General features: G+C 35.4%; 25 protein-coding genes and 5 pseudogenes. 19 read left to right on the plus strand and 11 right to left on the minus strand.

The window, feature by feature from the left end:
• Positions 1 to 186: 186 nt before the first annotated feature.
• Positions 187 to 1326 (minus strand): cation:proton antiporter, encoded by a 1140-nt coding sequence (locus ACVRZD_RS00345; protein WP_447450153.1) that lies wholly within the window; start codon positions 1324 to 1326, stop codon positions 187 to 189.
• 196 nt (positions 1327 to 1522) lie between these two features.
• On the opposite strand from ACVRZD_RS00345, the gene ACVRZD_RS00350 reads away from it, so the two are divergent.
• On the plus strand, positions 1523 to 2590 hold the full coding sequence (locus tag ACVRZD_RS00350; RefSeq protein ID WP_037624507.1) for a hypothetical protein: 1068 nt from the start codon (positions 1523 to 1525) through the stop codon (positions 2588 to 2590).
• Between the two features lie 86 nt (positions 2591 to 2676).
• On the opposite strand, the gene guaA is transcribed toward ACVRZD_RS00350, so the two are convergent.
• Positions 2677 to 4239 carry a glutamine-hydrolyzing GMP synthase gene (gene guaA, locus ACVRZD_RS00355; protein WP_037624509.1) on the minus strand — a complete coding sequence of 521 codons (1563 nt, stop codon included), beginning with the start codon at positions 4237 to 4239 and terminating at the stop codon, positions 2677 to 2679.
• A gap of 265 nt (positions 4240 to 4504) precedes the next feature.
• Here guaA and ACVRZD_RS00360 point away from each other — a divergent pair, with 265 nt between their 5' ends.
• The 6 genes from ACVRZD_RS00360 to ACVRZD_RS00385 all read left to right on the plus strand — a co-directional run bounded on the left by ACVRZD_RS00360 (position 4505) and on the right by ACVRZD_RS00385 (position 10772).
• A complete protein-coding gene (locus ACVRZD_RS00360) occupies positions 4505 to 5899 on the plus strand; it encodes a hypothetical protein (RefSeq protein ID WP_230588914.1) in 1395 nt (464 codons plus the stop codon).
• Between the two features lie 90 nt (positions 5900 to 5989).
• Entirely contained in the window at positions 5990 to 6688 is a 699-nt protein-coding gene (locus ACVRZD_RS00365; RefSeq protein WP_037624511.1) for a GntR family transcriptional regulator, read from the plus strand.
• Positions 6689 to 6810: 122 nt separating this feature from the next.
• Complete coding sequence (locus ACVRZD_RS00370) at positions 6811 to 7143, plus strand: putative DNA-binding protein (RefSeq protein WP_037624512.1); 333 nt, start codon at positions 6811 to 6813, stop codon at positions 7141 to 7143.
• Between the two features lie 11 nt (positions 7144 to 7154).
• The gene (ffh, locus tag ACVRZD_RS00375; RefSeq protein WP_447450154.1) at positions 7155 to 8720 is read left to right on the plus strand and encodes a signal recognition particle protein; all 1566 of its coding nucleotides are present in this window, start codon (positions 7155 to 7157) and stop codon (positions 8718 to 8720) included.
• Between the two features lie 269 nt (positions 8721 to 8989).
• On the plus strand, positions 8990 to 9502 hold the full coding sequence (locus ACVRZD_RS00380; protein WP_052128091.1) for an FAD:protein FMN transferase: 513 nt from the start codon (positions 8990 to 8992) through the stop codon (positions 9500 to 9502).
• On the plus strand, positions 9495 to 10772 hold the full coding sequence (locus ACVRZD_RS00385; protein ID WP_447450155.1) for an FAD-binding oxidoreductase: 1278 nt from the start codon (positions 9495 to 9497) through the stop codon (positions 10770 to 10772). Before ACVRZD_RS00380 ends, ACVRZD_RS00385 begins: the two co-directional genes overlap by 8 nt.
• A 52-nt stretch (positions 10773 to 10824) precedes the next feature.
• Here ACVRZD_RS00385 and ACVRZD_RS00390 read toward each other — a convergent pair.
• The 3 genes and pseudogenes from ACVRZD_RS00390 to ACVRZD_RS00400 all read right to left on the minus strand — a co-directional run.
• Positions 10825 to 11052, minus strand: a pseudogene (locus ACVRZD_RS00390) (DUF5960 family protein); the annotation flags it as partial.
• Between the two features lie 47 nt (positions 11053 to 11099).
• Positions 11100 to 12026: pseudogene (locus ACVRZD_RS00395) on the minus strand (Y-family DNA polymerase); the annotation flags it as partial.
• 6 nt (positions 12027 to 12032) lie between these two features.
• Positions 12033 to 12725, minus strand: a complete 693-nt coding sequence (locus tag ACVRZD_RS00400; RefSeq protein ID WP_037624516.1) for a LexA family transcriptional regulator — start codon at positions 12723 to 12725, stop codon at positions 12033 to 12035.
• 203 nt (positions 12726 to 12928) lie between these two features.
• Here ACVRZD_RS00400 and ACVRZD_RS00405 point away from each other — a divergent pair, with 203 nt between their 5' ends.
• The 4 genes from ACVRZD_RS00405 (at position 12929) to ACVRZD_RS00420 (ending at position 15331) form a co-directional block, all read left to right on the plus strand.
• Positions 12929 to 13951 carry a Gfo/Idh/MocA family oxidoreductase gene (locus ACVRZD_RS00405; RefSeq protein WP_037624518.1) on the plus strand — a complete coding sequence of 341 codons (1023 nt, stop codon included), beginning with the start codon at positions 12929 to 12931 and terminating at the stop codon, positions 13949 to 13951.
• A gap of 135 nt (positions 13952 to 14086) precedes the next feature.
• A complete protein-coding gene (locus ACVRZD_RS00410; protein WP_037624519.1) occupies positions 14087 to 14539 on the plus strand; it encodes a DUF1801 domain-containing protein in 453 nt (150 codons plus the stop codon).
• An 8-nt stretch (positions 14540 to 14547) separates the two neighbouring features.
• Positions 14548 to 14946 (plus strand): YkvA family protein, encoded by a 399-nt coding sequence (locus tag ACVRZD_RS00415; RefSeq protein ID WP_447450156.1) that lies wholly within the window; start codon positions 14548 to 14550, stop codon positions 14944 to 14946.
• A 10-nt stretch (positions 14947 to 14956) separates the two neighbouring features.
• Positions 14957 to 15331, plus strand: coding sequence for a pyridoxamine 5'-phosphate oxidase family protein (locus ACVRZD_RS00420; RefSeq protein WP_037624521.1), 375 nt, complete (start codon positions 14957 to 14959; stop codon positions 15329 to 15331).
• Between the two features lie 133 nt (positions 15332 to 15464).
• Here ACVRZD_RS00420 and ACVRZD_RS00425 read toward each other — a convergent pair whose 3' ends face one another.
• A complete protein-coding gene (locus ACVRZD_RS00425; protein WP_037624523.1) occupies positions 15465 to 16316 on the minus strand; it encodes a MurR/RpiR family transcriptional regulator in 852 nt (283 codons plus the stop codon).
• Positions 16317 to 16697: 381 nt separating this feature from the next.
• On the opposite strand from ACVRZD_RS00425, the gene ACVRZD_RS00430 reads away from it, so the two are divergent.
• The 8 genes and pseudogenes from ACVRZD_RS00430 (at position 16698) to xerS (ending at position 22502) form a co-directional block, all read left to right on the plus strand.
• Positions 16698 to 17702 carry an NADP-dependent oxidoreductase gene (locus tag ACVRZD_RS00430; protein WP_037624524.1) on the plus strand — a complete coding sequence of 335 codons (1005 nt, stop codon included), beginning with the start codon at positions 16698 to 16700 and terminating at the stop codon, positions 17700 to 17702.
• 155 nt (positions 17703 to 17857) lie between these two features.
• Positions 17858 to 18280 carry a cupin domain-containing protein gene (locus ACVRZD_RS00435; RefSeq protein ID WP_037624526.1) on the plus strand — a complete coding sequence of 141 codons (423 nt, stop codon included), beginning with the start codon at positions 17858 to 17860 and terminating at the stop codon, positions 18278 to 18280.
• A 144-nt stretch (positions 18281 to 18424) separates the two neighbouring features.
• Positions 18425 to 18772, plus strand: a pseudogene (locus tag ACVRZD_RS00440) (amidohydrolase); the annotation flags it as partial.
• Positions 18772 to 19554, plus strand: coding sequence for a threonine/serine exporter family protein (locus ACVRZD_RS00445; RefSeq protein ID WP_447450157.1), 783 nt, complete (start codon positions 18772 to 18774; stop codon positions 19552 to 19554). The pseudogene ACVRZD_RS00440 and the gene ACVRZD_RS00445, both read left to right, overlap by 1 nt.
• Positions 19545 to 19973, plus strand: coding sequence for a threonine/serine exporter family protein (locus ACVRZD_RS00450; RefSeq protein ID WP_037624529.1), 429 nt, complete (start codon positions 19545 to 19547; stop codon positions 19971 to 19973). The genes ACVRZD_RS00445 and ACVRZD_RS00450 overlap by 10 nt, the downstream gene beginning before the upstream one ends.
• Positions 19974 to 19977: 4 nt before the next feature.
• Positions 19978 to 20158 (plus strand): annotated as a pseudogene (locus ACVRZD_RS00455) (helix-turn-helix transcriptional regulator).
• 228 nt (positions 20159 to 20386) lie between these two features.
• Complete coding sequence (locus ACVRZD_RS00460; RefSeq protein WP_037624531.1) at positions 20387 to 20914, plus strand: GNAT family N-acetyltransferase; 528 nt, start codon at positions 20387 to 20389, stop codon at positions 20912 to 20914.
• Between the two features lie 517 nt (positions 20915 to 21431).
• The gene (xerS, locus tag ACVRZD_RS00465; RefSeq protein WP_447450158.1) at positions 21432 to 22502 is read left to right on the plus strand and encodes a tyrosine recombinase XerS; all 1071 of its coding nucleotides are present in this window, start codon (positions 21432 to 21434) and stop codon (positions 22500 to 22502) included.
• A gap of 73 nt (positions 22503 to 22575) precedes the next feature.
• Here xerS and ACVRZD_RS00470 read toward each other — a convergent pair.
• The 5 genes and pseudogenes from ACVRZD_RS00470 to ACVRZD_RS00490 all read right to left on the minus strand — a co-directional run.
• Positions 22576 to 23502 (minus strand): annotated as a pseudogene (locus ACVRZD_RS00470) (oxidoreductase); the annotation flags it as partial.
• 65 nt (positions 23503 to 23567) lie between these two features.
• The gene (locus ACVRZD_RS00475) at positions 23568 to 24188 is read right to left on the minus strand and encodes a hypothetical protein (protein WP_037624532.1); all 621 of its coding nucleotides are present in this window, start codon (positions 24186 to 24188) and stop codon (positions 23568 to 23570) included.
• Complete coding sequence (locus ACVRZD_RS00480) at positions 24185 to 24523, minus strand: MazG nucleotide pyrophosphohydrolase domain-containing protein (protein WP_037624533.1); 339 nt, start codon at positions 24521 to 24523, stop codon at positions 24185 to 24187. Before ACVRZD_RS00480 ends, ACVRZD_RS00475 begins: the two co-directional genes overlap by 4 nt.
• Complete coding sequence (locus ACVRZD_RS00485) at positions 24516 to 24890, minus strand: tetratricopeptide repeat protein (protein WP_230588918.1); 375 nt, start codon at positions 24888 to 24890, stop codon at positions 24516 to 24518. Before ACVRZD_RS00485 ends, ACVRZD_RS00480 begins: the two co-directional genes overlap by 8 nt.
• Before the next feature lie 225 nt (positions 24891 to 25115).
• Positions 25116 to 26111, minus strand: a complete 996-nt coding sequence (locus tag ACVRZD_RS00490; RefSeq protein WP_037624534.1) for an ornithine cyclodeaminase — start codon at positions 26109 to 26111, stop codon at positions 25116 to 25118.
• Positions 26112 to 26125: the final 14 nt, after the last annotated feature.

Below are 26125 nucleotides of genomic sequence, written 5' to 3' on the forward strand. Positions count from 1 at the left end.
ATACATGAATATATCAGACATGTCAATAAAATGAGGAGACTAAATCGGATAATAATACCATAATTGATGTATAAATTTAATTAATACATGTATAAATGATATCAAAGTATCTAATAAGAAACTGGTATAGAGCGATTGAGGATGCTTACTGAGAAAATGCCGCTAAAAAAAGCCCAAGGGGCTTTCTTACTTTTTAAAGGATTGTTTCAGTATAAATGGTGCAATGATAGTTGATAGGATAACAACAATGACCAGTTCTGAATAGGTATGGCTGGAAATAAGTTTATCCGCTAAGCCAATCTGTACAATAATCAGGGCCATCTCACCACGGCTAACCATGCCGCCACCAATTGTTAGAGAATCCATTTTCGAAAACTTAAAGGAACGACCAACAAGGTAGCCAGGGATCAATTTAGTTGCAACTGCTAAAACGGTGAAGAGGGTAATCATTGGTAAATTGTTGAAGATTCCATCTAGTTTTAATGGCAAAGCTATTGAGGCAAAGAAAATTGGGATAAAGAAGATGTAGGCAAAGATTGAAATTTCATGTTCTATGGCCGTTGCATATTTGGTTTGACCGATCGCAAGTCCAGCGAAGAATGAGCCAATAACAGCAGACATACCTACGCTATGAGCTAGAAGTGCTGTTCCGAAACAAAGTAATAATGCCAAAAACGTATTTTTTTCAAAATCATCAAATTTGTTAACGAGTGCAAATAGTGTTGGAACAATGTATTTGACGAGAGCGATCAAGAAGAGTAAAAAGAGTAGTTGCGCGAGTACTTCAAAGATAAGCTGACTTGATGACCCACCTGATGATTTACTTCTTGAAATGAAGAAACTTAAGAGTAAAACGGCGATGATGTCATCTGCAACAGCTGCGCCTAAGATGACAGCACCAGTATTAGTTTTAACTTTGTTATATTCTTGCAAAACTTCTACAGTAATAGATACACTTGTTGCTGCAAAAACGATGCCATAAAAAATAGCTGTATTTATTTGATAGCCCATGGCTAATGTGATGAGATAAAATGCTGCAACTGGTATGACTACCCCTGAGATAGCAACAATAAGACTAGGTTTGAGATATTTCTTAAGTAGTCCTAAATTGGCTTCCATGCCGGCAAGAAACATGAGAAGAATAACGCCAAGTTCAGATAAAAAGGAGATTAATTCTCCCTGATGAACAAAGTTGAGAACGGCAGGTCCGATTAAAATACCAACAAGCAATTGCCCAACAACAGCAGGTATACCAATGCGATTAGAAAATTGAACAGCTAAAAGACTGGCAACTAAGATAATTGTAATGTGTAAAAGTTCTAACATCATTCCTCCGAGAATAAAAATTTTGAGAATCTATAATAGTATAACATGATTTGCTTAACTTTTGTAGAAGAATGGACTGATATTTTAACACGTTTAATAGATTTGGGTGTGATTTTATCATATTATTTAATTACAAATAGGAATACACTAAGAAATCAAGTTGTAAATTATGTTACAATGAGACTGGGAGATAATTATGAAGAAAAGATTTTTTGTCAGTTTGTCAGTTAGTTTATTACTTTTTATGGTGCTTATTTACGTTAATCAATTGCCACCCAAAGTTGTCATGTCTAATGGAACAAATACTAATCCAGCAGCTTATTCGGAAAAACAATTTAAAAAATTACTTAAAAAACATTACCCTGAAGTTACAGAAACATTGGTTGCTGGAACAGATCAACCATTTTATGTTATACCTGGTTTGAAAAAGACTCTTTCATTTGTTCATGGTGGGGCTGACAAAGGTAAATTAAAAACGGCAACAGACATGGATCCACAAGGACTTTCGATTGTAGAAGATAAATATATGTTAATATCAGCATACAGTAAAAGTAAAACCTATAATTCAGTCATTTGGGTAATTGATATTGACACTGGTACGTATTTAAAGACTCTGTGTTTAGATGATATCGACCATGTTGGTGCACTAACATATGATGATGACCATGATAAACTTTGGGTTTCAACAATAAACAATAAAAATCAAGCACAAATCGAATCTCTTTCTCTTCATGATATTGAAAGTTATGATGTTAATCAAACGAAAAGACCTATTCAATTTAGAGAAAAAATAGATATTGTTGGTATAAAGTTAGCTTCCTATATGACGTATTATAAAAACACGCTGTATGTTGGATATTTTAATAAAGCACAATCAGGCAAGCTGGCTGAAATTCCAATTAGTTCTCTACAATTTCAGGCTAATACAATTGCTACTGTAAAGCCTAGGAAAATTTATGAGACAATACCTAGAGTTCAGGGAATTTCATTTTTTGAAGACAATATTTTGCTATCACAATCATTTGGGACAAAGAATTCAAAATTATATATTTTTAAAAATAAGTTATCAGATAATACAAGTGAACTAGGAAGTGACAATGCCATTTCAAGCATTACATTACCACCTTATTTAGAACAAATTGTTGGGAGAAATGATTTAGTTTATTTAATTTTTGAATCTGCGTCGCCAACATATATGAAAAAGAATGTCATTCACATGGACCGTGTGATTAAAATTAGCATTGAATCTAAAAATAAGAAATAACAAAAAGGAAACATTTCTGTTTCCTTTTAATATTCCCCTCGCTTTTCAGTTTCAGGGCTCAGGCTAAACAAGTATACTATACTTGTTTACTCCCACTCAACTGTTGCTGGTGGTTTGCTTGTGATGTCGTAGACGATGCGGTTGACGTGGTCAACTTCGTTTACGATGCGGACTGAGATCTTTTTAAGGACGTCCCATGGTAGTTGTGCAAAGTCTGCTGTCATACCGTCGATAGAAGTGATAGCACGGATGGCAATGGTGTAGTCGTATGTACGGCCGTCTCCCATAACCCCAACGGAGCGAACGCCAGTATTGACAGTGAAGTATTGCCATACGTCGCGATCTAAACCAGCTTTTGCAATTTCTTCGCGCAAGATGGCATCTGATTCACGGACCGTTTCCAATTTTTCTTCAGTGATGGCACCCATGACGCGGATGGCTAGGCCTGGGCCTGGGAATGGCTGACGCCAAACGATATTTTCTGGCATACCAAGTGCGATACCAAGCGCACGCACTTCATCTTTGAAAAGAGTGTTTAAAGGCTCAATCAATTCAAATTGCATGTCCTCTGGAAGACCACCAACGTTATGGTGTGATTTAATAGTTTGAGCTGTTTCTGTGCCTGATTCGATGATATCAGTATAGAGTGTTCCTTGTGCCAGGAAGTCTACACCTTTCAGTTTACTAGCTTCATCGTCAAAGACGTAAACAAATTCATTACCGATGATCTTACGTTTTTTCTCTGGATCATCGACACTAGCAAGTAGATCTAAGAATCTATCTTTTGCATCCACACGGATGATGTTAAGACCGAATTTACCACCAAGCATGCCCATAACTTGGTCACCTTCATCTTTACGAAGAAGACCGTGGTCAACGAAGATACAGGTTAATTGGTCGCCGATAGCTTTTTGTAAAAGGACACCAACAACTGAAGAGTCAACACCACCTGATAAACCAAGAAGGACTTTTTTGTCACCAACTTGTTTTTGGATGTTATCAATTTGCATATCAATGAAGTTATCCATTGACCAGTCACCACGCGCGCCACAGATAGAAACAGCGAAGTTTTTAAGAATATCATTACCATATACTGAATGTCTTACTTCTGGGTGGAATTGGATTCCGTAGAAGTTACGTTCCGTATTTTCCATTGCAGCGTAAGGGCAATCATTTGAATCACCAACAAGGTGGAAACCTTCAGGAATTTCAGTAACAGCATCACCATGACTCATTAATACTAATTGTTCTTCTGGCGTACCAGCAAACAATTTAGATTCTGAGCGTAGGTGCAGTGTTGATTGACCATATTCACGGTTACCTGCTTGACCAGCAGGAACAACTTTACCACCAAGTGTGTGTGTAATGAGTTGCATGCCATAACAGATTCCAAGGATTGGAATACCAAGTTCAAAAATTTCTGGGTCAATAGCAAAAGCATTGTCAGCGTAGACAGAGTTTGGTCCACCAGACAAGACAATCCCAATTGGATTGATCTCTTTAAGTTCTTTTGCAGTGATTTTATGGCTCTTTAATTCAGAAAATACACCGAATTCACGAATACGTCGTGCAATTAATTGGTTATACTGACTACCATAATCAAGAACGATAATTTTTTGAATGTCTTTCAACATTGAAATTTCAGTCATTGTAATCCTTTCATTTATCTCAACAACTGGTTGAGATTTTTCCCTCCCATTGTAGCATACTTTGAACAAATATTCATTATTAATTTCTTATTATTTTGTCTTAAATCCAAACATTACTTTTATTTTAGTTAGGTATGTACGTGTGTGTTTATGAGAGAAATTTCTTATTTTAAGGTAATTGTAAGCTAAAGAGAAGATACTTGTTTGAGAATTTTCTATATTCTCTAACTCTATTAGTTTAATGTTTTGATAATGAGGTATCTGTATGATTAAAGTTAAAAAAGTAAACATTTTTTTACTTTTACTAGTTGTAATTGTTTCTTTATATAGCATCATGCAGTCTCACCTTGCAGTTAAGTCAACTCAGGTATCTTCTAGCTTAAAGCAAAGCTATTCCCTTAATGATAAAGTTGAATTTGAGGGGACAAATGGCTCTCCTAGGTCTGGGATAATTTCCAACATAACAAGGAAACACGGTAACAGTTATTACGCAATCCTTCATTTCAATGGAAGTCAGATTGTTGAAGATACTGTTAAACACGCTCATATAAAGAAAGTGACAAAACAGGCAGCTTTCAAACAAAATGATATTGTGACTATTTTGGATAAGCTAGTAATCAATCATGGGAGAACCAGATACGTTAGCTCTCATAAACTGTATAAAATACAGAAGGTCCAAGTGTACCAGAGAGAAGGTAAGATTCAATCATCTTATCAACTACTAGCAACTGGAAGAGATAAAGGTAAAAGTCTCATAAAAGATGAGGGGCAACTTCGCAAGACCTACTTTGTGCATTTTAAATCAAAAAATAATAGCCAATCGAACAATAAAGAGTTGATGAAGGCATTTGCTTTTGCTAGTAAACAAAAACAAACAGATATATTTTTACCCAAAGGTAACTATATGATTGGCAGTAAGTATCCAAGGAAGGATTACTTCATTTTACCATCCCACACCTCTTTAGTAGGCAATGATACGCAACTCATCATTAATCACTCTTCCTACTGGTTTGGGTTAGCGACTGGCCCCTTACCCCAAGATGGTGTCAGTAATTTTGAGCTCTCACATATTCAATTTAGAGCCAAAGATTTGAAGCGTGGGGGACAGCTACTAATTATGGCTAATCATGGAAGTAATTGGTATATTCATCATAATACATTTACATTACTTCAAATGAAAGGCAACCATATTTTTGATTTAGGTTCCTTGCAAGAGTCAAACTTTGAAGAGAATCGCTTTGAAGGATTTGCTCCAGAGTTAACGCCTATCTCAGAAAGAAAGCAAGATAAAAATCTTCACAATTTTTATGCGGAAGCTATTCAGCTAGATGCTGCTGAAAAAAATGGCATTTGGGATGCAGGATTAATAAAGGCTATCGATCCCAATTATACCATTTATAATAATTTCAGATACCTTAGTGATCGTATTGTTATTAAAAACAATCAATTTGTACCATATGTTGATAAAACTGGTCAATTGGTTGCTTATGGGGCATCGATTGGGCAACACTCCTCAAAAGTTGGTCAAGTAACGATTGATGGCAACTATTTCCAAAATAGTTTAGTTAATAGTTTTCCGCATAAACCATCATGGGTACTGAAGACAATCCATTTTCCACCCTCTACCAATGTTTTGGTTACTAACAACGTTTTTGATTAGATTTAGCTTTGTCATTCCCTTATTTTCTTCGCCAAAAGGAGTAGAATTATGTTAAAATAGAGTCATTAAAAGTCTTGAGGAGAGTGGGAAATGCTACCAGCTTATATTAAAATCCATGATGCTATAAAGAAAGATATTGATGATGGGATTTGGCCGATTGGTAATCGTCTACCGAGTGAGCGGACATTAGCTGAACGCTTTGAAGTTAGTCGTATGACTTTGAGGCAGGCTATTACCTTATTAGTGGAAGAAGGGATACTAGAAAGACGAATTGGTAGTGGCACTTATGTAGCTAGTCAACGGATCCAGGAAAAAATGCGTGGCACGACAAGTTTTACAGAAATTGTTAATTCACAAGGCAAGTCACCATCATCTAAACTGATTTCTTACCAAAAGCAATTAGCCAGTGATACAGAGATTAAAGAACTACAGTTACAAGCCTCAGACTACGTGATTCGAATGGAACGGATTCGCTTTGCCGACAACATCCCGCTTGTTTTTGAAGTGGCTTCTATTCCAGAAAAGTACATCAAAAACTTTCTGCGTGAAGATATTACAGAACATTTCTTTAAGACTTTAGAATCCAATGGTTTTGAAATTGGCAAAAGCCGGCAAACGATTTATGCAAAGGCTGCAAGTGAACGGGTGGCATCGTATTTAGCTGTTAGCAGAGGCCACGCCATATTAGCTTTGACCCAAGTATCCTATTTTACCAACGGGAATCCATTTGAGTATGTGCGTAGCCAGTATGTTGGTGACCGTTTTGAATTCTATTTGGAAAATAACTGAAATGATAAAGAGGTTTGCTTTTAAGTGGCAACCTTTTTTCTTTTTTTGAGAAAGTTGACTTTAAGGCCACAATAATGATTAACTATTGTTATTATCCCTGATTGTATGGTAAAATTAAGCTTATGGAAATTGAAAAAACAAATCGAATGAATGCTCTTTTTGAGTTTTATGCTGCGCTCTTGACTGACAAGCAAATGAACTATATTGAATTGTATTACGCAGATGACTATAGCCTTGCTGAAATTGCTGAGGAATTTGGGGTTAGTCGTCAAGCTGTTTATGATAATATCAAACGGACTGAGAAAATTCTTGAAACCTATGAAATGAAGTTACATATGTACTCAGACTATATTGTTCGTAGTGAGATTTTTGAAGCGATAACAGATAAGTATCCCCAAGATACCTTCTTACAAGAGCAAGTTTCCATTTTAACAAGTATAGATAATAGAGATTAAGAGGAGTAATTATGGCATTTGAGAGCTTAACGGAACGCCTACAGGGTGTCTTTAAAAATATCAGAGGTAAGAAAAAGTTATCTGAGAAGGATGTTCAAGAGGTTACAAAAGAGATTCGGATGGCTTTACTTGAAGCCGACGTTGCTTTACCTGTTGTTAAGACTTTTATCAAACGTATTCGTGAACGTGCTGTCGGACATGAAATAATTGATACATTGGACCCAACCCAACAAATCCTCAAAATTGTAAATGAAGAATTGACTGAAATTCTAGGGTCTGAAACTTCAGAAATAATTAAATCACCAAAAATTCCAACGATTATTATGATGGTTGGTTTGCAAGGGGCAGGTAAAACGACCTTTGCTGGTAAATTAGCTAACAAATTAATTAAAGAAGAAAATGCACGTCCATTAATGATTGCTGCTGATATTTATCGTCCAGCTGCAATTGACCAATTGAAAACTCTTGGACAGCAAATTAATGTTCCTGTCTTTGACATGGGAACAGATCATTCAGCTATCGAGATTGTTACAAAGGGATTGGAACAAGCGCGTGAAAACCGTAATGATTATGTCTTAATTGATACGGCTGGTCGTCTTCAAATTGATGAGAAGTTAATGGCTGAATTACGTGATGTTAAAGCATTGGCTAATCCAAACGAAATCCTTCTTGTCGTTGATAGTATGATCGGTCAAGAAGCGGCTAACGTTGCGGATGAATTCAATAAGCAATTAGAAATCACCGGTGTTGTACTTACTAAAATCGATGGTGATACCCGTGGTGGAGCAGCTTTATCTGTTCGTGAAATTACTGGTCGACCAATCAAATTTACGGGTACTGGTGAAAAAATCACAGATATTGAAACTTTCCACCCAGATCGTATGTCAAGTCGTATCTTGGGGATGGGTGATCTCTTAACCTTAATTGAAAAAGCTAGTCAAGAATATGACCAGCAAAAGTCATTAGAGTTGGCAGAGAAAATGCGTGAAAACACATTTGATTTCAATGACTTTATTGATCAATTAGACCAAGTTCAAAATATGGGACCTATGGAAGATCTCTTAAAGATGATTCCTGGTATGGCTGGAAATCCTGCTTTAGCTAATATTAAAGTAGATGAAAAGCAAATTGCTAGAAAACGTGCTATTGTCTCTTCAATGACACCTGCTGAGCGTGAAAATCCTGAACTATTGAACCCAAGTCGTCGTCGTCGGATTGCCGCTGGTTCAGGCAACAGCTTTGTCGAAGTTAATAAATTTATTAAAGACTTCAACCAAGCTAAGAGTATGATGCAAGGTGTTATGTCTGGCGATATGAATAAAGCTATGAAGCAAATGGGGATTGATCCTAACAAACTTCCTAACAATATGCCTAACATGGGTGGAGCAGATATGTCAGCTTTTGATAATATGATGGGGCAAGGTGGCATGCCCGATTTATCTGCTTTTGGAGCAGATATGGATATGAGTCAACTCATGGGCGGTGGTTTAAAAGGTAAAGTTGGACAGTTCGCCATGAAGCAAGCTTTGAAACGCCAAGCCAACAAAATTAAAAAAGCTAAGAAAAAGCGTAAATAATAGAAAAATCTAGGCGTATGCTTAGATTTTTTTGGCTACTTTCCTTAAAATTTGCTAAATTTTGATTAGAATTATTCTATTTAAGACTTATTTAAGTCCTATTCTATATGCTTTAATCATTAAAAATTTAGAATAATTTGAAGAGAACTCTATGAAAAAGACTGTAACCTTTTATTAGTGATAGCCTAGTTAACCGTTTTAATGCTGGTCAAGAATCCATTTTACTAGATCATCTGGAGTTTCAATCCATTTACAGTCGTTTAGAACGGGTGACACTTGAAACGGATGGCCGTTTTGATCCATTCTATAAAGGTGATTATGATCCAACAGGCTATATCAAAGGCTGGGCAATTGAAAAGATTGTAACAACTTACCTTCAAACCTTGCTTGATGTACCAGAAATCATTGCCGTCTGTTTAAATGGAGGTGGTGATATGCAATTTTTTACGGATCCTAAATCAGAATTCAGATGGACACTCGCTATTGAAGACCCAGATCATTTAAACAAAGTTATTGCTATTTATCAACTTGCTAACGGGGCTTTAGCAACCTCCGGATTTTCAAAGCGCGGACACCATACCTTTCAAGAAGAAGGATCAAAGATTAAACAAGTCACCATTTTAGGAGATAATCTTGGAATGGTTGATATTTGGGCTACTGTCGGTTTAGCGTCTAATGAGTATCATTTTAATCAGATTATTTCAAAGCATCGTCTCTCAGGACTTTATCTTTCGGGTCAAGCTAAGACAATCTTTCAATTAGGAGAATTTCACCATGGCTAAAAAATTATTAAACAATACAGTCCTCATCTGGTTGGTCATTTTATTTATCTTACCTTTACCCACCTTATACACCTTAAAAGCTGGCCTACCTACAGGGGCAAATAGCTTTGGCATTCAAATTGGTGCTTTAGCCTACCTTTGGATGTTAGTTGCTATTTATATCAGTATAAAACCTAAATGGTTAGACCATTTGATTGGTCTTCCAAAAGCCTACATGATTCACGGGATGTTGAGTCTGATAGCTCTGATACTAGCTTTTTTTCATAAAGAGTTAGACAATTCTCAAGGTCTTATTAAATGGACTGGGGATACAGCCTTCATTATCTTTCTTGGTTTAGCTGCTTATTCCTTAATTTTTTTAGCAGGTTGGCTGACAACTCGAATTCCTGTGTTACAAGTCATTAAAGAGGGACTAGAAAAATTTTTCAAACATGAATTAACTCTTTGGCTACACCGTTTGAATCTAATTGCTACTTTATTAGTTTTTATTCATATTCAACTAATTGCTTACATTGTTTTGATTAAACCATTTATGATTCTGATATGGTTATCAACTGTTTTTGTTTTTTTCTCTTACCTATGGTTTCATTTTAAACCTAAAGCTCATGGGATTAAAGCACAGCTAGTAGCCAATGATGAAGTTTTGTCAAACGTCAGACAGTTAACTGTTAAATTGCCAAGACGACCTCATTTGCGCCTAAAAGCTGGTGATTATGCCTTTATTTCTTTTCCTGAGATAGCTGGCATGAGTGAACCACATCCATTTTCAGTACTCAATAACCCTGTTAACTCAGATACTTTAGAATTTGCTATTCGTGGCGATGGTGATTTTACCAAAAATCTTGTCAATGTTCCGGTAGATAGTTTGATTCGAGTTGATGGTGGTTTTGGCCTTTATCAGTCTTTGATTGATAAATATAAGGCTGATCAGCTCTTTATTATTGGTGGTGGGATTGGTGTTGTTCCTTTATTTTCAATTATCGAAGGAAACCCCAATCTTGCCACGCAATTCTTTTATACCGTCAAAACGGATGGTAAACTGCTTTATCAAGACAGGTTAGCCGATTGGCAGAAACGTCCTAACTTTAAAGTGAATTACCAGGTTGGACGCTATTCAGATGATTATATTGTGTCACAATTACCAGACACCTCATCAAACTTTGTTATTTTAATTGGTGGACCAATTGCAATGGGTAGGCATTGGCAAAAGGTTTTGGCAGCTAATGATATTGACCCAGAGCGCGTTTACTTTGAAGAATTTTCATGGTAAATAAGCCTCTATAAACAATGAAACACACCTTCTTTAAAGAAAGTGTGTTTTTTTAACCAACTTTATCTCGATTTTCTAGCTCTTTGAGTTCTAGGCTAGTTTCAAGATAGTGGTACAAGATATTATTCGGGTTATCAGGACTAGGGATTTCTTGGAAATAGAAGTAGTGATCTTTTTTATCTGAAGCATTTTCTTTATTTAATTTAAAATAGCTTTGCTTAGAAGAGGACATACTAGATAGGATATCATCTGTTAAGAAAGTCAGAGGAATCCGTAAGGCTGAGCATTTATAGAAATCTTCCTCAAAACATCGGTAGTTTCGACTGAAATAATCAAATTGATAGCTGTGCCGTTTGAATGAGGGTGATAGGGTTGATGAACATTACTTTCATCAACGCCATTAGCATGAAACCAGAGTTGCAAGCCCATGACTCCTAATTCTTTTTTTAAATAATCTGGATTGCTATTAGCTAAGGCTTTGATGCTAGGAATCCCCATTGCTAAAAGTCTTTTTTCAGTGCGCGAGCCAATTCCCCAAAAATCAGTCATCTTTTTAATTTGCCACACTTTGCTAGGAACATCTTGATAAGACCAATTAGCCAACATATTTTGAGTATGTTTAGCCTCATTATCTAAAGCTAATTTAGCCAGTAAGGGATTAGCATTGCTAAGGCCAATAGTCGAAATTAACTGCAAGTCTTTCCAAATCCGATATTGAATCCACTTGGCTAGTGATTCGAGTTTTTCTTTACGGGACAACCGGTGATCAGTTATGAAATAATTAAGTGATGAGCTCAAATCAAGGAAGGCTTCATCGATGGAATAAGGCAAGATATCAGAAGGAGCAGCGAACTCTTGAAAGATATGCTGAATAGCAATATTCTTCTCAATATAAAGAGCCATCCTAGGCGAAACGATATAGGTATGTTTCGCCCAGGTTTCAATATAACGAACGAACTCTTCCGTTACTTGCCAACCATTGCGTTTAGCGACGTGATAATTAAAGCGTCTGGTATGGATATCGAAAGGAAGATCATAAGAGCGTCCAACATTTTCCTGCCCAAAGATACGCTTAAAAGTAGGAGAAGACGCTAAGATTAATCCATTACTATTAGCTGAACGGCTCATCACGCAAAGAGATGTTGTCAGTGGATTTAACCCTCTTTCTACACATTCAAGGCTGGCATAGAAAGATTTCATATCCACAAAAGCAATATCAGAATGTGGCTCTCGTGTGTAATCAATTAGGGGCATCACATCCTATACCTCTAAAGGCATAAAGTTAGCAATAATTTTACCAATGATACGAGGGTTTTCATCAAATGGTGCGAATTTATCAGAATATTTTTTATTGAGCGAAACTAAACGTAAGCCCTCTTCTTCACGGTAGACTTTTTTGACATAAGTTTGTCCATCCCACTCGACAGCATAAATAGCACCGTCATAATCAAAGCCTTCTTGTTTGATCAGTACGACCTCGCCGTTAAGGTAGGTTGGTTCCATAGAATCACCAAATACCCAAGAAGCAAAATCATAGTCCATTTGTTCATCATAGAAAACAACGTCGTAATTGCCATCTCCGAAGTATGAGTAACCAGTACCGGCTGATAAACTTTCATAAACACGGTAAGAGAAGAGTTCTTTTTCTTTACTTGGTAAGGTAATAATCTTGTTTTCTTGTGCTAATAATTTTTCTGAATAGGTAACAACCTTAGCTTGATTTTGTTGGCTTAACTGTTTATAGGGGATGATGATTTCTTGGTAATGCTGAAAGTAGTCTTGATCTACCTTAAATAGTGTCACTAACTCAGTTAAATGCTTTTGATTGGGACTATTCTTATCTTTTTCCCAATTAGAGATGGTCATTTTATTAACACCTAAATGGTGACCTAATTGTTCTTGGCTCATTTTATGTTCTTGCCGAATTTTCTTTAACAGTTTACCTGAAAACATATTGCAACTCCTTTGGTAAAGTTATAACTTTACCAAAGTATAACAAATTCATTTGGCAAATTCAAGACTTTTGTCGTAAAAAAGTATTAGATTTTTTGACATTTTTCATTAGATGGCGTATCATTAATTTAGCTTAATTTTGTGAAAAAATTCTTTTTTAAATAAGCTATCAAATCAATTATAAAAAAATAGGAGACTTCACCATGCTAACTATTGCTTATATAGGAAATGGAAAAAGTGCCAATCGTTACCATATTCCATTTGTTAACCAATTAGATGACATCACAATCAAAACCATCTACTCACCAGTAGCAAGTCCTTGGGAACCAATTGAAGGCGTTAAGTACACCGATAAAATTGAAGATGTTTTAGAAGATCCAGAAATTCAGTTAGTTATTTTATCAATCCCTCCTTCAGCACATTACACTGTCGCAAAACAATGTTTACTAGCTGGGAAAAATACCTTGGTTGAAAAACCCTTCACGGAAACAGCAGCGCAAGCCAAAGAATTATTCGCGATTGCCAAAGAAAAAGGCATTTTTGTTCAAGCCTACCAAAACCGTCGCTTTGATTCAGACTTCCTAACCGTTCAAAAAGTGATTAACAGTGGTGTTTTAGGGGATATTCTAGAAGTGGAAATGCATTTTGATTATTTCCGTCCGGAAATTCCTGAAAATACACAAGCATTTTCTATAAATACCAGTTATCTCTACGGCCATGCTTGTCACACTATTGACCAAGTGATTTCCTATTTTGGTATGCCAGAATCAGTTCACTATGACGTGCGCCAGCTATTAGGCAAAGGAAGAATGAATGACTATTTTGACCTTGACTTCTATTATGGTGCTAAGAAAGTTTCGATCAAATCCAGTTATTTCCGTATCAAAGAACGCCCAAGTTTTGTCGTTTATGGTAAGAAAGGGATGTTCGTAAAAGCAACGAAAGACCGTCAAGAAGATGACTTGAAACGTTTTTATATGCCGGATAATGCTGACTTTGGTCTAGACAGCCCAGAACATTATGGCACGCTTACTTATATGGATGATAATGGCCAATACCATGAAGAAAAAGTTATTTCTGAAACAGGTAGCTATGCCCGTATGTACCAAGCCGTTCATGACACTATTATCTTAGGTAAAGAAAAAGTTGTTAAAGACGAAGAGACAATTCGCCAAATCGAAATCATTGAAGAAGGCATCCGTCAGATGGAAGAATGGCAAAAATAAGAAAAATTAGCCAATACAAAAGGTCTATAATCTTATGGGCTTTTTTGTTAATTGAGCATCACAGATAATCTTTTTTCAGGACATTTTACCTGCTTACCGTTATAATATGTTTACCAGAGAAAAGGAGACAAGACCATGCAATACCAAGTAGACAGTATTGAAGAGTACCTAGAGGCCTTGCCTGATGATCGAAGAGAGGTTATCAATAAGTTGAGACAAGTAATCAAAGAGCATTTGCCAGATCGATATGATGAAAAGTTACAATATCAGATGATTTCTTATGTAGTCCCTCGTGATCTTTTTCCAGAAGGCTATCATTGTCATCCAGAGGATGATCTGGCTTTTATTACGATTGGTTCACAAAAGAATCATATCGCCATCTATCATAATGGCATTTATATGTTTGAGCATATTAGGGAATGGTTTGTGATGCAATATCCCTTATATATGAAGACAAAGCCAGATATTGGTAAATCATGTATTCGGTTTAAAAATATGAAAACCATCCCTTATGACTTAATTGGTAAACTTTGCCAACAAGTAAGTCAAGAGGCTTTTTTAAAAGCCAACCAAGCAACAGTGAAATAGGAGAACAGTTGGTTAAGAAAAAACGTAGTAAGTTCAAATTAGTGAGACGCTTTAAGCACTTGAAAAAGGATTTACCAGCTGTCTTTTTAGCGATGAAAAACCCAGGTACACCTCTTTTGGCAAAACTTTTAGCACTAGTCATTGTTGCCTATGCTTTGTCTCCAATTGATCTCATACCAGACTTTATTCCTTTTATAGGGTATTTAGATGATATTGTGATCTTGCCGCTACTCATGTATTTCTTAATTAAACTTATTCCTGAAGGTATTTGGTCTGACTCACAAAAGCAATCTGAAACGATGTGGCTAAATGGCAAGCCTAAAAAATGGTATTATGCCCTTCCAATCATCATTTTTGGGATTTTGATTATTCTTTTTATTAGTCATTTTATTCGTGCACAACACTAAAGGAGAAGATATGTTTACAAAGACGTTTTATGACGTATTAAAATACGAAGGTCCAGTTTCAATTACAAGTTGGGGGAATGTTGAACCACATGTAACATGTACATGGAATTCTTACCTAGTTTTAAAAGATGACAATATTATTCTAATTCCAGTGGCTGGTATGCATTCAACGCAAGAAGATATCATTGTCAATAATCAGTTGATTTTGACGTTAGCTGCGCGTCAGGTTGAAGGTTTCAATGGTTATCAAGGGACAGGTTTTAGAATTCACGGTAGTGCTAGCTTCCTATCTGAAGGAGCTTGGTTCGATGAAATGAAAGAAAAATACCCATTTATAAGAGAAGTGCTTCAAGTTACAGTGACTGAAGCCAAACAATTATTGTAATCAATGATAGTTTAGAGATATTAATAGAGTTTGGGACATAAATGATATACTCTCCTTATAGTTTCTAGTGAATTTTTGTTTGTTCACTGTCTACTATAAGGAGAGTATATCATAAATTCTCAGACTCTATTTTTTAACGATCATGTTCTAAGGAAGAAGCTAGATTTAGTTTTCGAACATAATTTCTAAAGTAATCTTGTTTGAAGTAGACGGCATAGAGAGTGTTTAAAATAAACAGAATAGATTCTTCCGTAGAAAAATTTCCGATTTTCTTTTGTTTATCTTCTTTGGTACAAATAATGAAACAGGCATCCGTGCGTTCTTTCAGGTAACTCCCATTTTCACTGGTCAAACCAATAACAGGAACCTTTTGCTCTCGTAAATGGTCAAGGTGACGCAGTGATTCATTATGTTTAGAATTGCCTGAATAAGAGATGATAATAGCTAAATCATTAGCTGTTAAAGAATGTGCCATTAGTCCAAATTCACTACTATTTGCAATCTCAATATTTTTGCCAATAGTCAACATATTGCGTTTAAAAAGGTGGGCAATATAGTCATTGGGACTCAATCCAAAAACAAGAACACGATTGGATTTTTTTAGAAAAGTAGTCGCTTTATTTAGCTCTACTTCGGATAATTTATCTGCTGTATCTTGGATACTTTCTTTTTCAATAGTGGCTATCTTTTGAATAACATCACTGAGGCTATCTTTCTCATTAAATGGAAGACTATGATCTATAGCAGAATAATGCGTTTCAGAATAATAGCGTTCTGACAGAAGAACAGGTAAAAAGTCAGTCCAACCTTTATAGCCTAAAGCTTGCGCAAACCGAACGACACTAGACTTGGAAGTAAAACTTAAGCAGGCTAAATCCTCAAGAGACAGTTGTTCAATCGTTCCTAGATGCTCTAAAATAGCCTGAGCAATGCTCGCCTTAGAGGACTTTTCTCGCTGTGCAAATTCTTTAATCTTATTGAGCATATATTTCCTATCCTTTTAAAACTTTTTTTAGTTTCAATGATTAGAGCAAGCTAACGATGACACCTTATAGCAAGTGTATCTGAAAATTTAATATTTGTCTAGAATTCACCGCGTATAATAAGTGTAGAGTCATAAAAGACAAAGAAAAATAGTCATTTAAAACACTAATTTAAGGTATCTTATTGATGAAATGAAAAATAGTGAATTCTAATGAAGAGAATCTTAGATTTTCATTAAAAACAGTGTCTGAATGGCTTAAATCCCATTTTTAATAGTCAGATAGTTTGATTGTTATGTGAAAAATGATATAATTGTAAAAATTAGAATTAGCCTATATTAAAGAGACATATGGAGAATTGTTCACATAGAAAGAGAGAGGAAATGAAAGCAGCACAATTACTGTCCTATTCTAAACAAGGACCGGTTTTACAAATTACTCACATTGAAAAACCAATCATTAAAGATTGTGAAGTTCTAGTAAAAGTTGCTTATGCAGGTATCAATCCAGTTGATTATATGATTGCCCAAGGGAAAGTTAAAGCTATTCTCCCTTACAAATTACCAATTACTGCAGGACAAGAGCTTTCCGGTGTAGTAGAAGCTGTAGGCGAAAAAGTCAAGGCATTTGCAGTTGGTGATCACGTTTATACCAAAACTCCTTTAGATCAAGCAGGAGCATTTGCTGACTATATTGCCTTATCAGAAATTGATTTAGCCTTGATACCTGAGAATTTAACCTTAAAAGAAGCGGCAACTATTCCCTTAGCTGCTCTGACAGCTTTGCAAGCCTTTGAAAAATGTCAAGTGAAAAAAGGTAAAACAATTTTCATCTCTGGAGCAAGTGGTAGCTTTGGTGCGCTAGCGATTCCCCTGGCAAAATCAAAAGGTCTAACCGTTATTGCGAGTGGCAATGGGAAGAGTGAAGAAAGATTAAAAGCTCTTGGGGTGGATTATTTTATTGATTACAAAAAAGAAGATTATACTAAGTTAGTTTCAGAAGTTGATTATGTTATTGATACTCTTGGAGGGGAAGAAACACTAAGGCAATTTTCTATTTTGAAAAAAGGGGGAAAATTAGTCAGTTTAAAAGGATTGCCAAATAGAGCATTCGCTAAGAGTATGTTCTTATCACCTATCAAACTCTTCCTTTTTACCTTAATTGGTTACCGATTGGATCGTTTAGCAGCCAAAAATAATCAAACTTATGATTTTATCTTTGTCAGTGCCAACGGAAAACAGTTAAGAGAAGTAAATGAAATTTATCAGCAGCAGCCATTTCCAATTGCTATAGATCGTGTTTATGATTTTGAAGATATTAATGAAGCTCTAAAAAAAGTAAAAAATGGGAACTCAATTGGAAAAACCTTAGTTAAACTAAATTCTTAACCTCGCTTTTAAATGGAGATTTTTTAATAGTTACATTACAAGAGGACTGTGACAACTCAAAAAATCTTTTCTTTTGATTTGTAAGCGTTTTTGTGGTATTACTATAGTATAGATTAATTAGAATTAATCTAATTATAAAAAGGGAGGTCTTTCAGATGACATTTGATTATAAGGATCATGGAAAAGAAAAGTTTATTGTCAATATTGAAGATTACACTAAAGAAAACGATAATTATCGTACGACAATTTGGACAGGTGAAAAGCTTCAAGTTACTTTAATGGCAATCGAACCAGGTGATGATATCGGCTTAGAGGTTCATATGGGAATTGATCAATTTTTACGCATTGAAGAGGGTAAAGGATTATGTCAAATGGGAGATGCGAAAGATAATCTCACAGTTGAACAAGAGGTTTCAGCTGATGATGTTATTCTCGTTCCAGCTGATACTTGGCACAATGTTACTAATACTGGAGATACAACTCTTAAACTATATTCAATCTATGCAGGTCCTGATCACATTCCAGGAACCATTCATAAAACACATGAAGATGCCAAAAATGACCCTAACGAAGATTAATAGATGCCAAAATAAAAAGGTTGAAAAAATGATTTCAGCCTTTTTATTCTTAGCCAAGAGAGTAAGAATAGCAAGCTTTGAGCTGTTAGAATAAACGAGTCAAGACCCATTTCAGAAAAAATATAAATAAGTAGATTAGACAGCCAAGCAGAAAACTGTCTAGAGAATCCCGAAATAGAAGTTTACGACCTCTTTCCTTTGACTGATAATGATGATAAAATAGAAAAGTAGGTAAGCCACTCCTTTAAAATCTATTTAGGGGAAGAAGGCACTAATTCTTACAAGCCAATGACTGCCTCCGAGGATTATTCATATATCCCAAGAGAATTTGGTATTCCGTATTTTTACTGGGAATTCGGTGGCTTTACAGAGGATCAAATGGTTTATGTCAATCATAATCCCAAGTTTGCGCCAGCCATTCAGCCAAGCCTAACAACAGGTACCCAAGCAGCAGTAGTTGCAATACTAACATACTTAGGTAATGAAAATTAATGACAGAAAATTATAACAAATACATAGTAAAGGTTGCTATGCAGGCAGGTATTGAGATGTTAGAATCCAACGCCGAGTGCTACCGCGTGGAAAGTACCGTTCAGCGCATGCTGCAAGTGAGTCAACAACCAATAACTGAGGTCTTCGCCAATACAACAGGTCTCTTTATCACCTTAGATGGCCCAGACTTGGATGAGCCAATTACACTGATCAAACGGATAACTAAGCGTGATACCAATTTACGAAAAATTCACATCGTTAATCAGATTTCACGTGATTTGACTTCCAATAAAATCACGTTTGAAGAAGCCTATGCCAAACTAATGCGCATGGATAAGAAAAATTACTCTAGTAGAGTTGTTGGTGTTTCAACAATTCTCTTGGTGATTTCATTTGCCGTCTTGCTTGGTGGAGATATGAACGAAATCTTCCTTTCAGTGATTGCGGCCTTTCTTTTACTCTTTTCCTATAAATTAAAGGAATTTTTAGCCTTAAATGATTTTATTTTTGGAACAGTAGCAACCCTTTTAGTAGCAACAGTTATTCCGATTATTATTTATTTGCTCAAAATGCCAAATCCATCATTTGATATTGTGGTTATTTCAGTTCTGATGCCTTTATTTCCTGGGACGGCCTTTACCAATGGATTTCGTGATTCATTTAAAGGTGATTACGGATCGGGTATCACTAAAATTGTTGAAGCTTTAATTATTGCGGTTAGTTTAGGTGTGGGTGTTGCCTTAGGTCTCTTTATTGCGAAAGGAATTATCACATGGGTATGATTTTACAGATAATTGGTGCCTATGTTGCCACAGTTACATCAGGTGTACTACTTGAGACTCCTCGTCACGTGGCATATCAGACTGGTTTTATAGGAGCTGCTGGCTATCTGGTTTATCTTCTAGCCTTATCCTATACACAAATTGGTTTAGCCACCCTGTGTGGTGGGATTGTAATAGCTTTTTTGTCACAAATTGCTGCGCGTGTCCTGAAGTCACCTGTCACAGTCTTCTATATACCAAGCTATTTTCCTTTAGTTCCTGGAGCAGGGGTTTATCGCATTGCATATTATTATATCCAAGGAAATCCTGGTCTGTCAGGAAAATATTTTATTGAATCAATTTTTGTAGCTGGGGCTATAGCCTTATCGGTGTTCTTGGTAGATTCCCTTTTAGAGATATACAATTATCTTACAAAATAAAAATATGACACAACTAGAACTTGCTAATTTGATAGGTGTTAGACGAGAAACAATAGGTCATCTAGAAAATAATAAGTCATCTAGAAAATAATAAGTATAACCCCTCCCTAGAAATGGCTCTAAAAATAGCAAAAATATTTAATTTAAAAGTAGAAGAACTGTTTCAATTAAGAAATGAGAAATAGCGTGGAAAATATAAATTGTAATTACTGTCAAGAGGAAGAGTTTGTAACGTTTAGACAAAATAAAGGTTATGCTGGTTTGCTACCAACTGATAAGATACTAACAACTAGCAGTATTCAGATATATCATGATATTTGTAAGAATTGTGGTACCATAGTTAGAAGTTATATTAAAGAGTTGAATAAACTACAATAATCACTTATTGCTCAACTCATAATGGAGGTGAAAAAATGTTTACTATAACTACAGATAGACTATTACTGGTACCTATGACTAGTGAATTTCTTATGTCTACTCATAACTATGCGTCAGATAGAGATGCAAATCAATATATGTTAAATTTACCTAATAATAGACTCGAAGAGACAAAGCGCTTTATCGAGAAATGTGAATCCAACTGGAAACACTATACTGAAGAGAATTTTGAACTCGACTTTGCAATACTAATTAATAAACAGCATATTGGTGGTTTAAGTTTATCAAAAGATGTTGATGAGCCATTTGTTGAAATTGGTTGGATACTAAGTAGAGAGTATTGGGGAAAAGGATTTGCGCTTGAAGCAGCAAAATATGCCATAAATTATTTTTTAAAACATTTTCATATAACAACTTTTATTGCTCATTGTGACAGCCAAAATCAGGCCTCATATCAGTTGATGGAACAATTAGGAATGATAAAACAATCTGTTTCTGACAATCGTTTGAACAAAAATGCAAAAGAAACAAGTTCAGAATATCTTTATAAGTTAGAATTGTAGTTTAAAAAGAAATTGTATTCTGTTTAGTAATAAACAATTAATGCTGAGATTGCCATCCTAAGACAATTTCAAATCATTTTACCTATCAGTAATCACAAATAATTACATCATGTTATAAAGGTAAACCAGATAAAATAGTGCTATATAATAAAGTCAACTAAAGAGTGGAGATTCAATTGAGCATTTTAGCAAGAAATTTATTTCATTAGTAAAGAGCATCTCAGCTCAAGACAATTGACGATGTAGAATTCATATTCAAGTTGGGTCAAAGAACCAAAGAACGATGCGCATGCCATTCCGAAAAAAGAAAGAGTAGAATTTTTTTAAGAAACTTATCTGTTTGCTGATTTGTTCAATAATAACAAGGGATTGGGAATGAAGATATTCCCATATATCCCTCATAACATCTTTCCGAAAAACTGTAATTTTCTTGAAAAAAATATAAGGGTGTGATATACTTCTATTATAAACAATACAGAAAAAGCCTTATGAAAAAGGCTATCTAAGGAAAATATATATGAGACGTGACTTACTTTTAGAAAAAATTGAAGAATATAAAACGATTATGCCTTGGTATGTTTTGGAATATTATCAGTCCAAATTATCAGTGCCTTACAGTTTTACAACTTTATATGAATATCTTAAGGAATATAAACGTTTCTTTGATTGGTTAATTGATGCTGATATCTCAAATGCTGCTAAAATTGCTGATATTGATTTATCTACTTTAGAACATCTGACTAAGAAAGATATGGAGGCTTTTGTTCTCTACTTACGGGAACGTCCTTCTCTTAATACTTACTCAACTAAGTCTGGTGTTTCGCAAACAACCATTAACAGAACTTTGTCAGCCTTATCTAGTCTCTACAAGTATTTGACTGAGGAGGTTGAAAATGACCAAGGAGAACCTTATTTCTACCGAAATGTTATGAAAAAGGTCTCTACAAAGAAGAAAAAAGAAACCTTAGCCTCACGTGCGGAAAATATCAAGCAAAAACTCTTTTTAGGCGATGAAACCATGGAATTTCTGGAGTACGTCGATAATGAATACGAGAATTTGCTGTCAAACAGGGCTAAATCATCTTTCCGAAAAAATAAGGAACGTGATCTTGCTATTATTGCACTACTTCTTGCATCCGGCGTTCGACTTTCAGAAGCTGTAAACCTTGACATGAAGGACCTAAACTTGAAAATGATGGTCATCGAAGTAACCCGTAAGGGTGGCAAACGTGACTCAGTTAACGTTGCTGGCTTTGCTAAACCATACCTCGAGAACTACTTGGCTATCCGCAAGAACCGTTACAAGGCGGAAAAACAAGACCTTGCTTTCTTTCTAACGGAGTATCGTGGTGTTCCTAATCGAATTGATGCCTCTTCTATAGAAAAACTGGTTGCTAAGTACTCACAAGACTTCAAAATCCGAGTGACGCCCCATAAACTACGCCATACACTGGCAACCAGGCTGTATGATGCAACTAAGTCCCAAGTCTTAGTCAGCCACCAATTAGGCCATGCCTCTACACAGGTTACTGACCTCTATACCCATATCGTCAATGACGAACAAAAAAATGCTCTAGATAAATTATGACATAACTATATTTATGTAAATTATTATAACTTTAAAAAAGTGAACTGTCAATAGTCCACTTTTTTTGTTGTATTTATTTGATACTTTCCCCATTTGATAATGGTGGTAAACTTGTTCCTTCTGGTGCGGTGTAGACATTTTTTAATCCTGAAGTCCAATGAACATTTTTTACTTGTTCTGGAGTGATTTCATGGATAATGGTATCGCCTTTGCCTTCGGAAATTTTCTTACCAAATTCTGGATCTATTAGAGTTCCGCGGCCAACAGCAATTAAATCACAGTATGTTTCAACTGCGTTTTGTGCACTTTCATGATCAAAAACACCACCAACCAAAATTAATTTTGTCTGAGCATCTAGAATCTCTTGATAATACTCACCGAAGCTCTTCTCTCCACCAATTGGTGTTGAAGCGTAGCCATTCCATAAGGAAAGATGGATATAATCCAATTCGCGTTTGATGACTTCTTTGATTAGTTCTAGGCCTTCAAGATAGGTATAGCCAACTGTTTCATCATGAATTTCTTCTGGACTAAAACGATAACCGACGATGAAATTGTCAGGTGCGTATTCAGCGATGACACGTTTTACTTCGTCAACTACAGCTAATGGAAAAGTCATTCGTTTTTGGAGACTGCCGCCCCATTTATCTTCTCTATGGTTTGAAAATTCAGAGAAAAATTGTTGAATGCCATAATGGTTAGCTCCATGAATTTCAACACCATCAAATCCAGCATCGATTGCTCGCTTGGTTGAACGACCGAAATCTTTGATAATCTCTTCAATTTCCTCATTAGTCATTTCACGAACAGGATAATTTAGGAAATCATAATCAATTGCTGAAGGTGCTAAGACTTCTTTACCTTTAGCAGCACGGCCCATTGCTTCACGTCCGCCATGGTGAATTTGGAGAATTGCTTTATTGCCATCTTTTTTGAGAGCTTTGGCAATTTGTGTAATAGAGTTAAGGTGTTCATCATCATAAATACCTAATTGTTCAGGTAATTTTCTTATATTTTAACATATTGGACAAGGTCAGAGTAATAAAAAAGCAATCCGTATTGGGATTACTTATTAAAGTAATGATTGCAATAGTCAATCCATTTGGTTTGATATTCTGCATGGCTTAGAACTGACATATCAGAAATTGATTCTATCTGCCGTTTCTTAGCTTCTTGGACAAAATCGAAAATATAAGCATCAGCTTGGCTGTCATATATATAAACATCTTGAATGCCTTTATCCAAAGCAACTTTTAAACGACTGTGTCCATCTAATGAAATGAATCGTCCATGATTATCCTTAGTAACTGGAACAATGACATCTTCTGCTGTATTGATAAATGAGGCTACTGCCTGATATTTTTCTTGATTGATATAGAATTGTGATGGCTGAATCTCTAGGATGGGAATGCGATGGACAACTTTAGGTTTAAACTGAACAATAAGCTGATGTTCCTTATCATAGAATTCATTAATATGTTCTGCATTAAAACGGAATTCGTTAATAACTGCTAAGTAATGGTCCGGATTTGGTCCAGTTATAATGGCACTTTTGCTTGAGATAATTTTGACTTCATATGGGAATTCTTGATTAACTAAAAAGCAACCGTGTTGATTTAGAGCTTCTTTAGAAAATCGTGAATCAGCATAGGTGTTTATTCTGGAAACTTCTAAAATATTGGTCATAGTGCTGTCTTTTCTTTTTGTAAATAATTTAGTAAATTTTCTTTTCTTCCGTATTTTAATGATGCCATTTTGTCTTTTTCAAGAATGACAGCTTCTAAATCAATATTATTTATAGCTGCAATTGCAATACTATAGTGAATAATGTCTGATAATTCTTTGGCTAGTGCTTCAGCAGGATTTATATCTGAACTTTTACGTCCATTTTTTATATTTAATACTTGTGCAACTTCTCCTACTTCTTCAACTAATTTCATAAATAGACCTTGGTCACCTTTATGAAATTGGTAGACTTCTGTTAAATAGTTTTGATACTTCTTAATGGTTAACTTACTCAAATGGTAATTCTCCTAATTTAATTTCAATTTCTTTAAGACCAATGTCTTCTCCTACTTTTTCAAATAGTTTATAGGCATGGTTATATACTATTCTTGCATCTTCTATTTTTCCTTTACTTTGATAAATATCACCCACCCCCCTGTAAGCACATGCTTGTGCAATAAGGTCATCTGTTTTCAAAGCCTGCTCAAGTGATAATTGCATATAAAGCATAGCTTTGTAATGATTACCTAACTTTAATCTCAAAAAGCCTTGTTCATAATTATTAACAGCATTTTTTAACAAATCATCCTTAAAATATTTATCAATAATCTGTTTTTCTTCTTGAATTAGTTCGATAGCTTGCTCATAATTTTCAAATTGCAAATTGAGGTAACCCATTAGATTTAAAAAATTATAATTCTTGCAATTTTCTAGTTGAAAATCATTTTTACTAATTGGTAAGCTTCTTCATACTGGCCTTTAAAAAAATAATCCCAAGATTTGCTTATATTATCCGTCATACCAATCTCCTTTTTCAAGTTATTTTGGATGCTAAATCCAATCTTAAATTTATTATACCAAAAAACAAGCCTGAGCTTGTTTTTTTCTTTATATGTCAAATTGGGTTCCAATACCTATTTCTTGTGCTTTTTCGACAATTAATTGAGCTGTTACGATATCTAAGACTGCTGAACCGACACTCTTAAAGACTGTGATATCACTTGCTGATTGGCGTCCCTGAATTTGTCCTAATAAGAATTGGCCAATTTCTCCAGTATAGTCAGTTAGTTCAAGCAATCCTTCTTTGATAGGTGTTTGAATGTCTCCTGCTTCTGCTAAGACCCCATCACTAGTATCAAAGATAACTGCATCAGCTTTGACTAGTAATTCTTTAGGTAACTCTAACATTTCTGGTGTATAAGCACCAATACCATTGATATGGGCACCAGCTTTCACGTCCTCAGCATTAAAGGTATTAACTTTTGAGGTTGTAACTGTTGTGACAATATCAGAATCTGCTACTGCTTCTTTTGCTGTTTGGACAGCATAGATTTTTGTAGTAAAGGTATCTTTCATATCTGCTGATAATTGTTGTGCAAAAGCTTTTGCACGGTCAAAATCAATATCAAAGACTTTTAATCCTTCCAGTTGTCGTGCGGTCATCATGGCGATGGCTTGTTGGTAGCCTTGGCCACCGGTTCCAATTAAGCCAGCAATTTTTGCATCTGGATTTGAAAATTCTTCTGTCGCAGCGCCTTGGATGGCAGCTGTGCGTAATTGTGTTAAATAAGTACCATCTAAGATAGCTGAGACAATCCCTGTTTCTGGATCCAAAGCAACCATAGTTGCTGGAACAGAAGGTAACCCTTTGTCAATATTACCAGGATAGACGGAAACAATTTTCACACCTAGGGCATTTTGATCACCTTTAGTCACAGCTGGCATATAAAGACTTTGACCTTTAAAATCAGTTACATCTAAGTTAGTGCGTAGAGGTACAGTTGCATTTCCACTAGTGTATAATTTGCTGGCTTCTTTGGCTGCTTTAATAGCATCAGTCATTGAAAAGCATTTTTGAATATCATTTTTAGTTAAAATTAACATAATAATCCTCTTTC

The sequence above is a fragment of the Streptococcus hongkongensis genome, from assembly GCF_053206145.1.

What these genes read in the sequence shown, in the direction of transcription:
- ACVRZD_RS00450 (WP_037624529.1), top strand. Translation starts at nt 19,545, where the DNA reads ATGGGTATGATTTTACAGATAATTGGTGCCTATGTTGCCACAGTTACA.
- ACVRZD_RS00425 (WP_037624523.1), bottom strand. Translation starts at nt 16,316, where the DNA reads ATGCTCAATAAGATTAAAGAATTTGCACAGCGAGAAAAGTCCTCTAAG.
- ACVRZD_RS00490 (WP_037624534.1), bottom strand. Translation starts at nt 26,111, where the DNA reads ATGTTAATTTTAACTAAAAATGATATTCAAAAATGCTTTTCAATGACT.
- ACVRZD_RS00400 (WP_037624516.1), bottom strand. Translation starts at nt 12,725, where the DNA reads ATGTTTTCAGGTAAACTGTTAAAGAAAATTCGGCAAGAACATAAAATG.
- ACVRZD_RS00430 (WP_037624524.1), top strand. Translation starts at nt 16,698, where the DNA reads ATGAAAGCAGCACAATTACTGTCCTATTCTAAACAAGGACCGGTTTTA.
- ACVRZD_RS00410 (WP_037624519.1), top strand. Translation starts at nt 14,087, where the DNA reads ATGCAATACCAAGTAGACAGTATTGAAGAGTACCTAGAGGCCTTGCCT.
- ACVRZD_RS00365 (WP_037624511.1), top strand. Translation starts at nt 5,990, where the DNA reads ATGCTACCAGCTTATATTAAAATCCATGATGCTATAAAGAAAGATATT.
- guaA (WP_037624509.1), bottom strand. Translation starts at nt 4,239, where the DNA reads ATGACTGAAATTTCAATGTTGAAAGACATTCAAAAAATTATCGTTCTT.
- ACVRZD_RS00475 (WP_037624532.1), bottom strand. Translation starts at nt 24,188, where the DNA reads ATGACCAATATTTTAGAAGTTTCCAGAATAAACACCTATGCTGATTCA.
- ACVRZD_RS00405 (WP_037624518.1), top strand. Translation starts at nt 12,929, where the DNA reads ATGCTAACTATTGCTTATATAGGAAATGGAAAAAGTGCCAATCGTTAC.
- ACVRZD_RS00445 (WP_447450157.1), top strand. Translation starts at nt 18,772, where the DNA reads ATGACAGAAAATTATAACAAATACATAGTAAAGGTTGCTATGCAGGCA.
- ACVRZD_RS00460 (WP_037624531.1), top strand. Translation starts at nt 20,387, where the DNA reads ATGTTTACTATAACTACAGATAGACTATTACTGGTACCTATGACTAGT.
- xerS (WP_447450158.1), top strand. Translation starts at nt 21,432, where the DNA reads ATGAGACGTGACTTACTTTTAGAAAAAATTGAAGAATATAAAACGATT.
- ACVRZD_RS00360 (WP_230588914.1), top strand. Translation starts at nt 4,505, where the DNA reads ATGATTAAAGTTAAAAAAGTAAACATTTTTTTACTTTTACTAGTTGTA.
- ACVRZD_RS00420 (WP_037624521.1), top strand. Translation starts at nt 14,957, where the DNA reads ATGTTTACAAAGACGTTTTATGACGTATTAAAATACGAAGGTCCAGTT.
- ACVRZD_RS00350 (WP_037624507.1), top strand. Translation starts at nt 1,523, where the DNA reads ATGAAGAAAAGATTTTTTGTCAGTTTGTCAGTTAGTTTATTACTTTTT.
- ACVRZD_RS00435 (WP_037624526.1), top strand. Translation starts at nt 17,858, where the DNA reads ATGACATTTGATTATAAGGATCATGGAAAAGAAAAGTTTATTGTCAAT.
- ACVRZD_RS00370 (WP_037624512.1), top strand. Translation starts at nt 6,811, where the DNA reads ATGGAAATTGAAAAAACAAATCGAATGAATGCTCTTTTTGAGTTTTAT.
- ACVRZD_RS00345 (WP_447450153.1), bottom strand. Translation starts at nt 1,326, where the DNA reads ATGTTAGAACTTTTACACATTACAATTATCTTAGTTGCCAGTCTTTTA.
- ACVRZD_RS00385 (WP_447450155.1), top strand. Translation starts at nt 9,495, where the DNA reads ATGGCTAAAAAATTATTAAACAATACAGTCCTCATCTGGTTGGTCATT.
- ffh (WP_447450154.1), top strand. Translation starts at nt 7,155, where the DNA reads ATGGCATTTGAGAGCTTAACGGAACGCCTACAGGGTGTCTTTAAAAAT.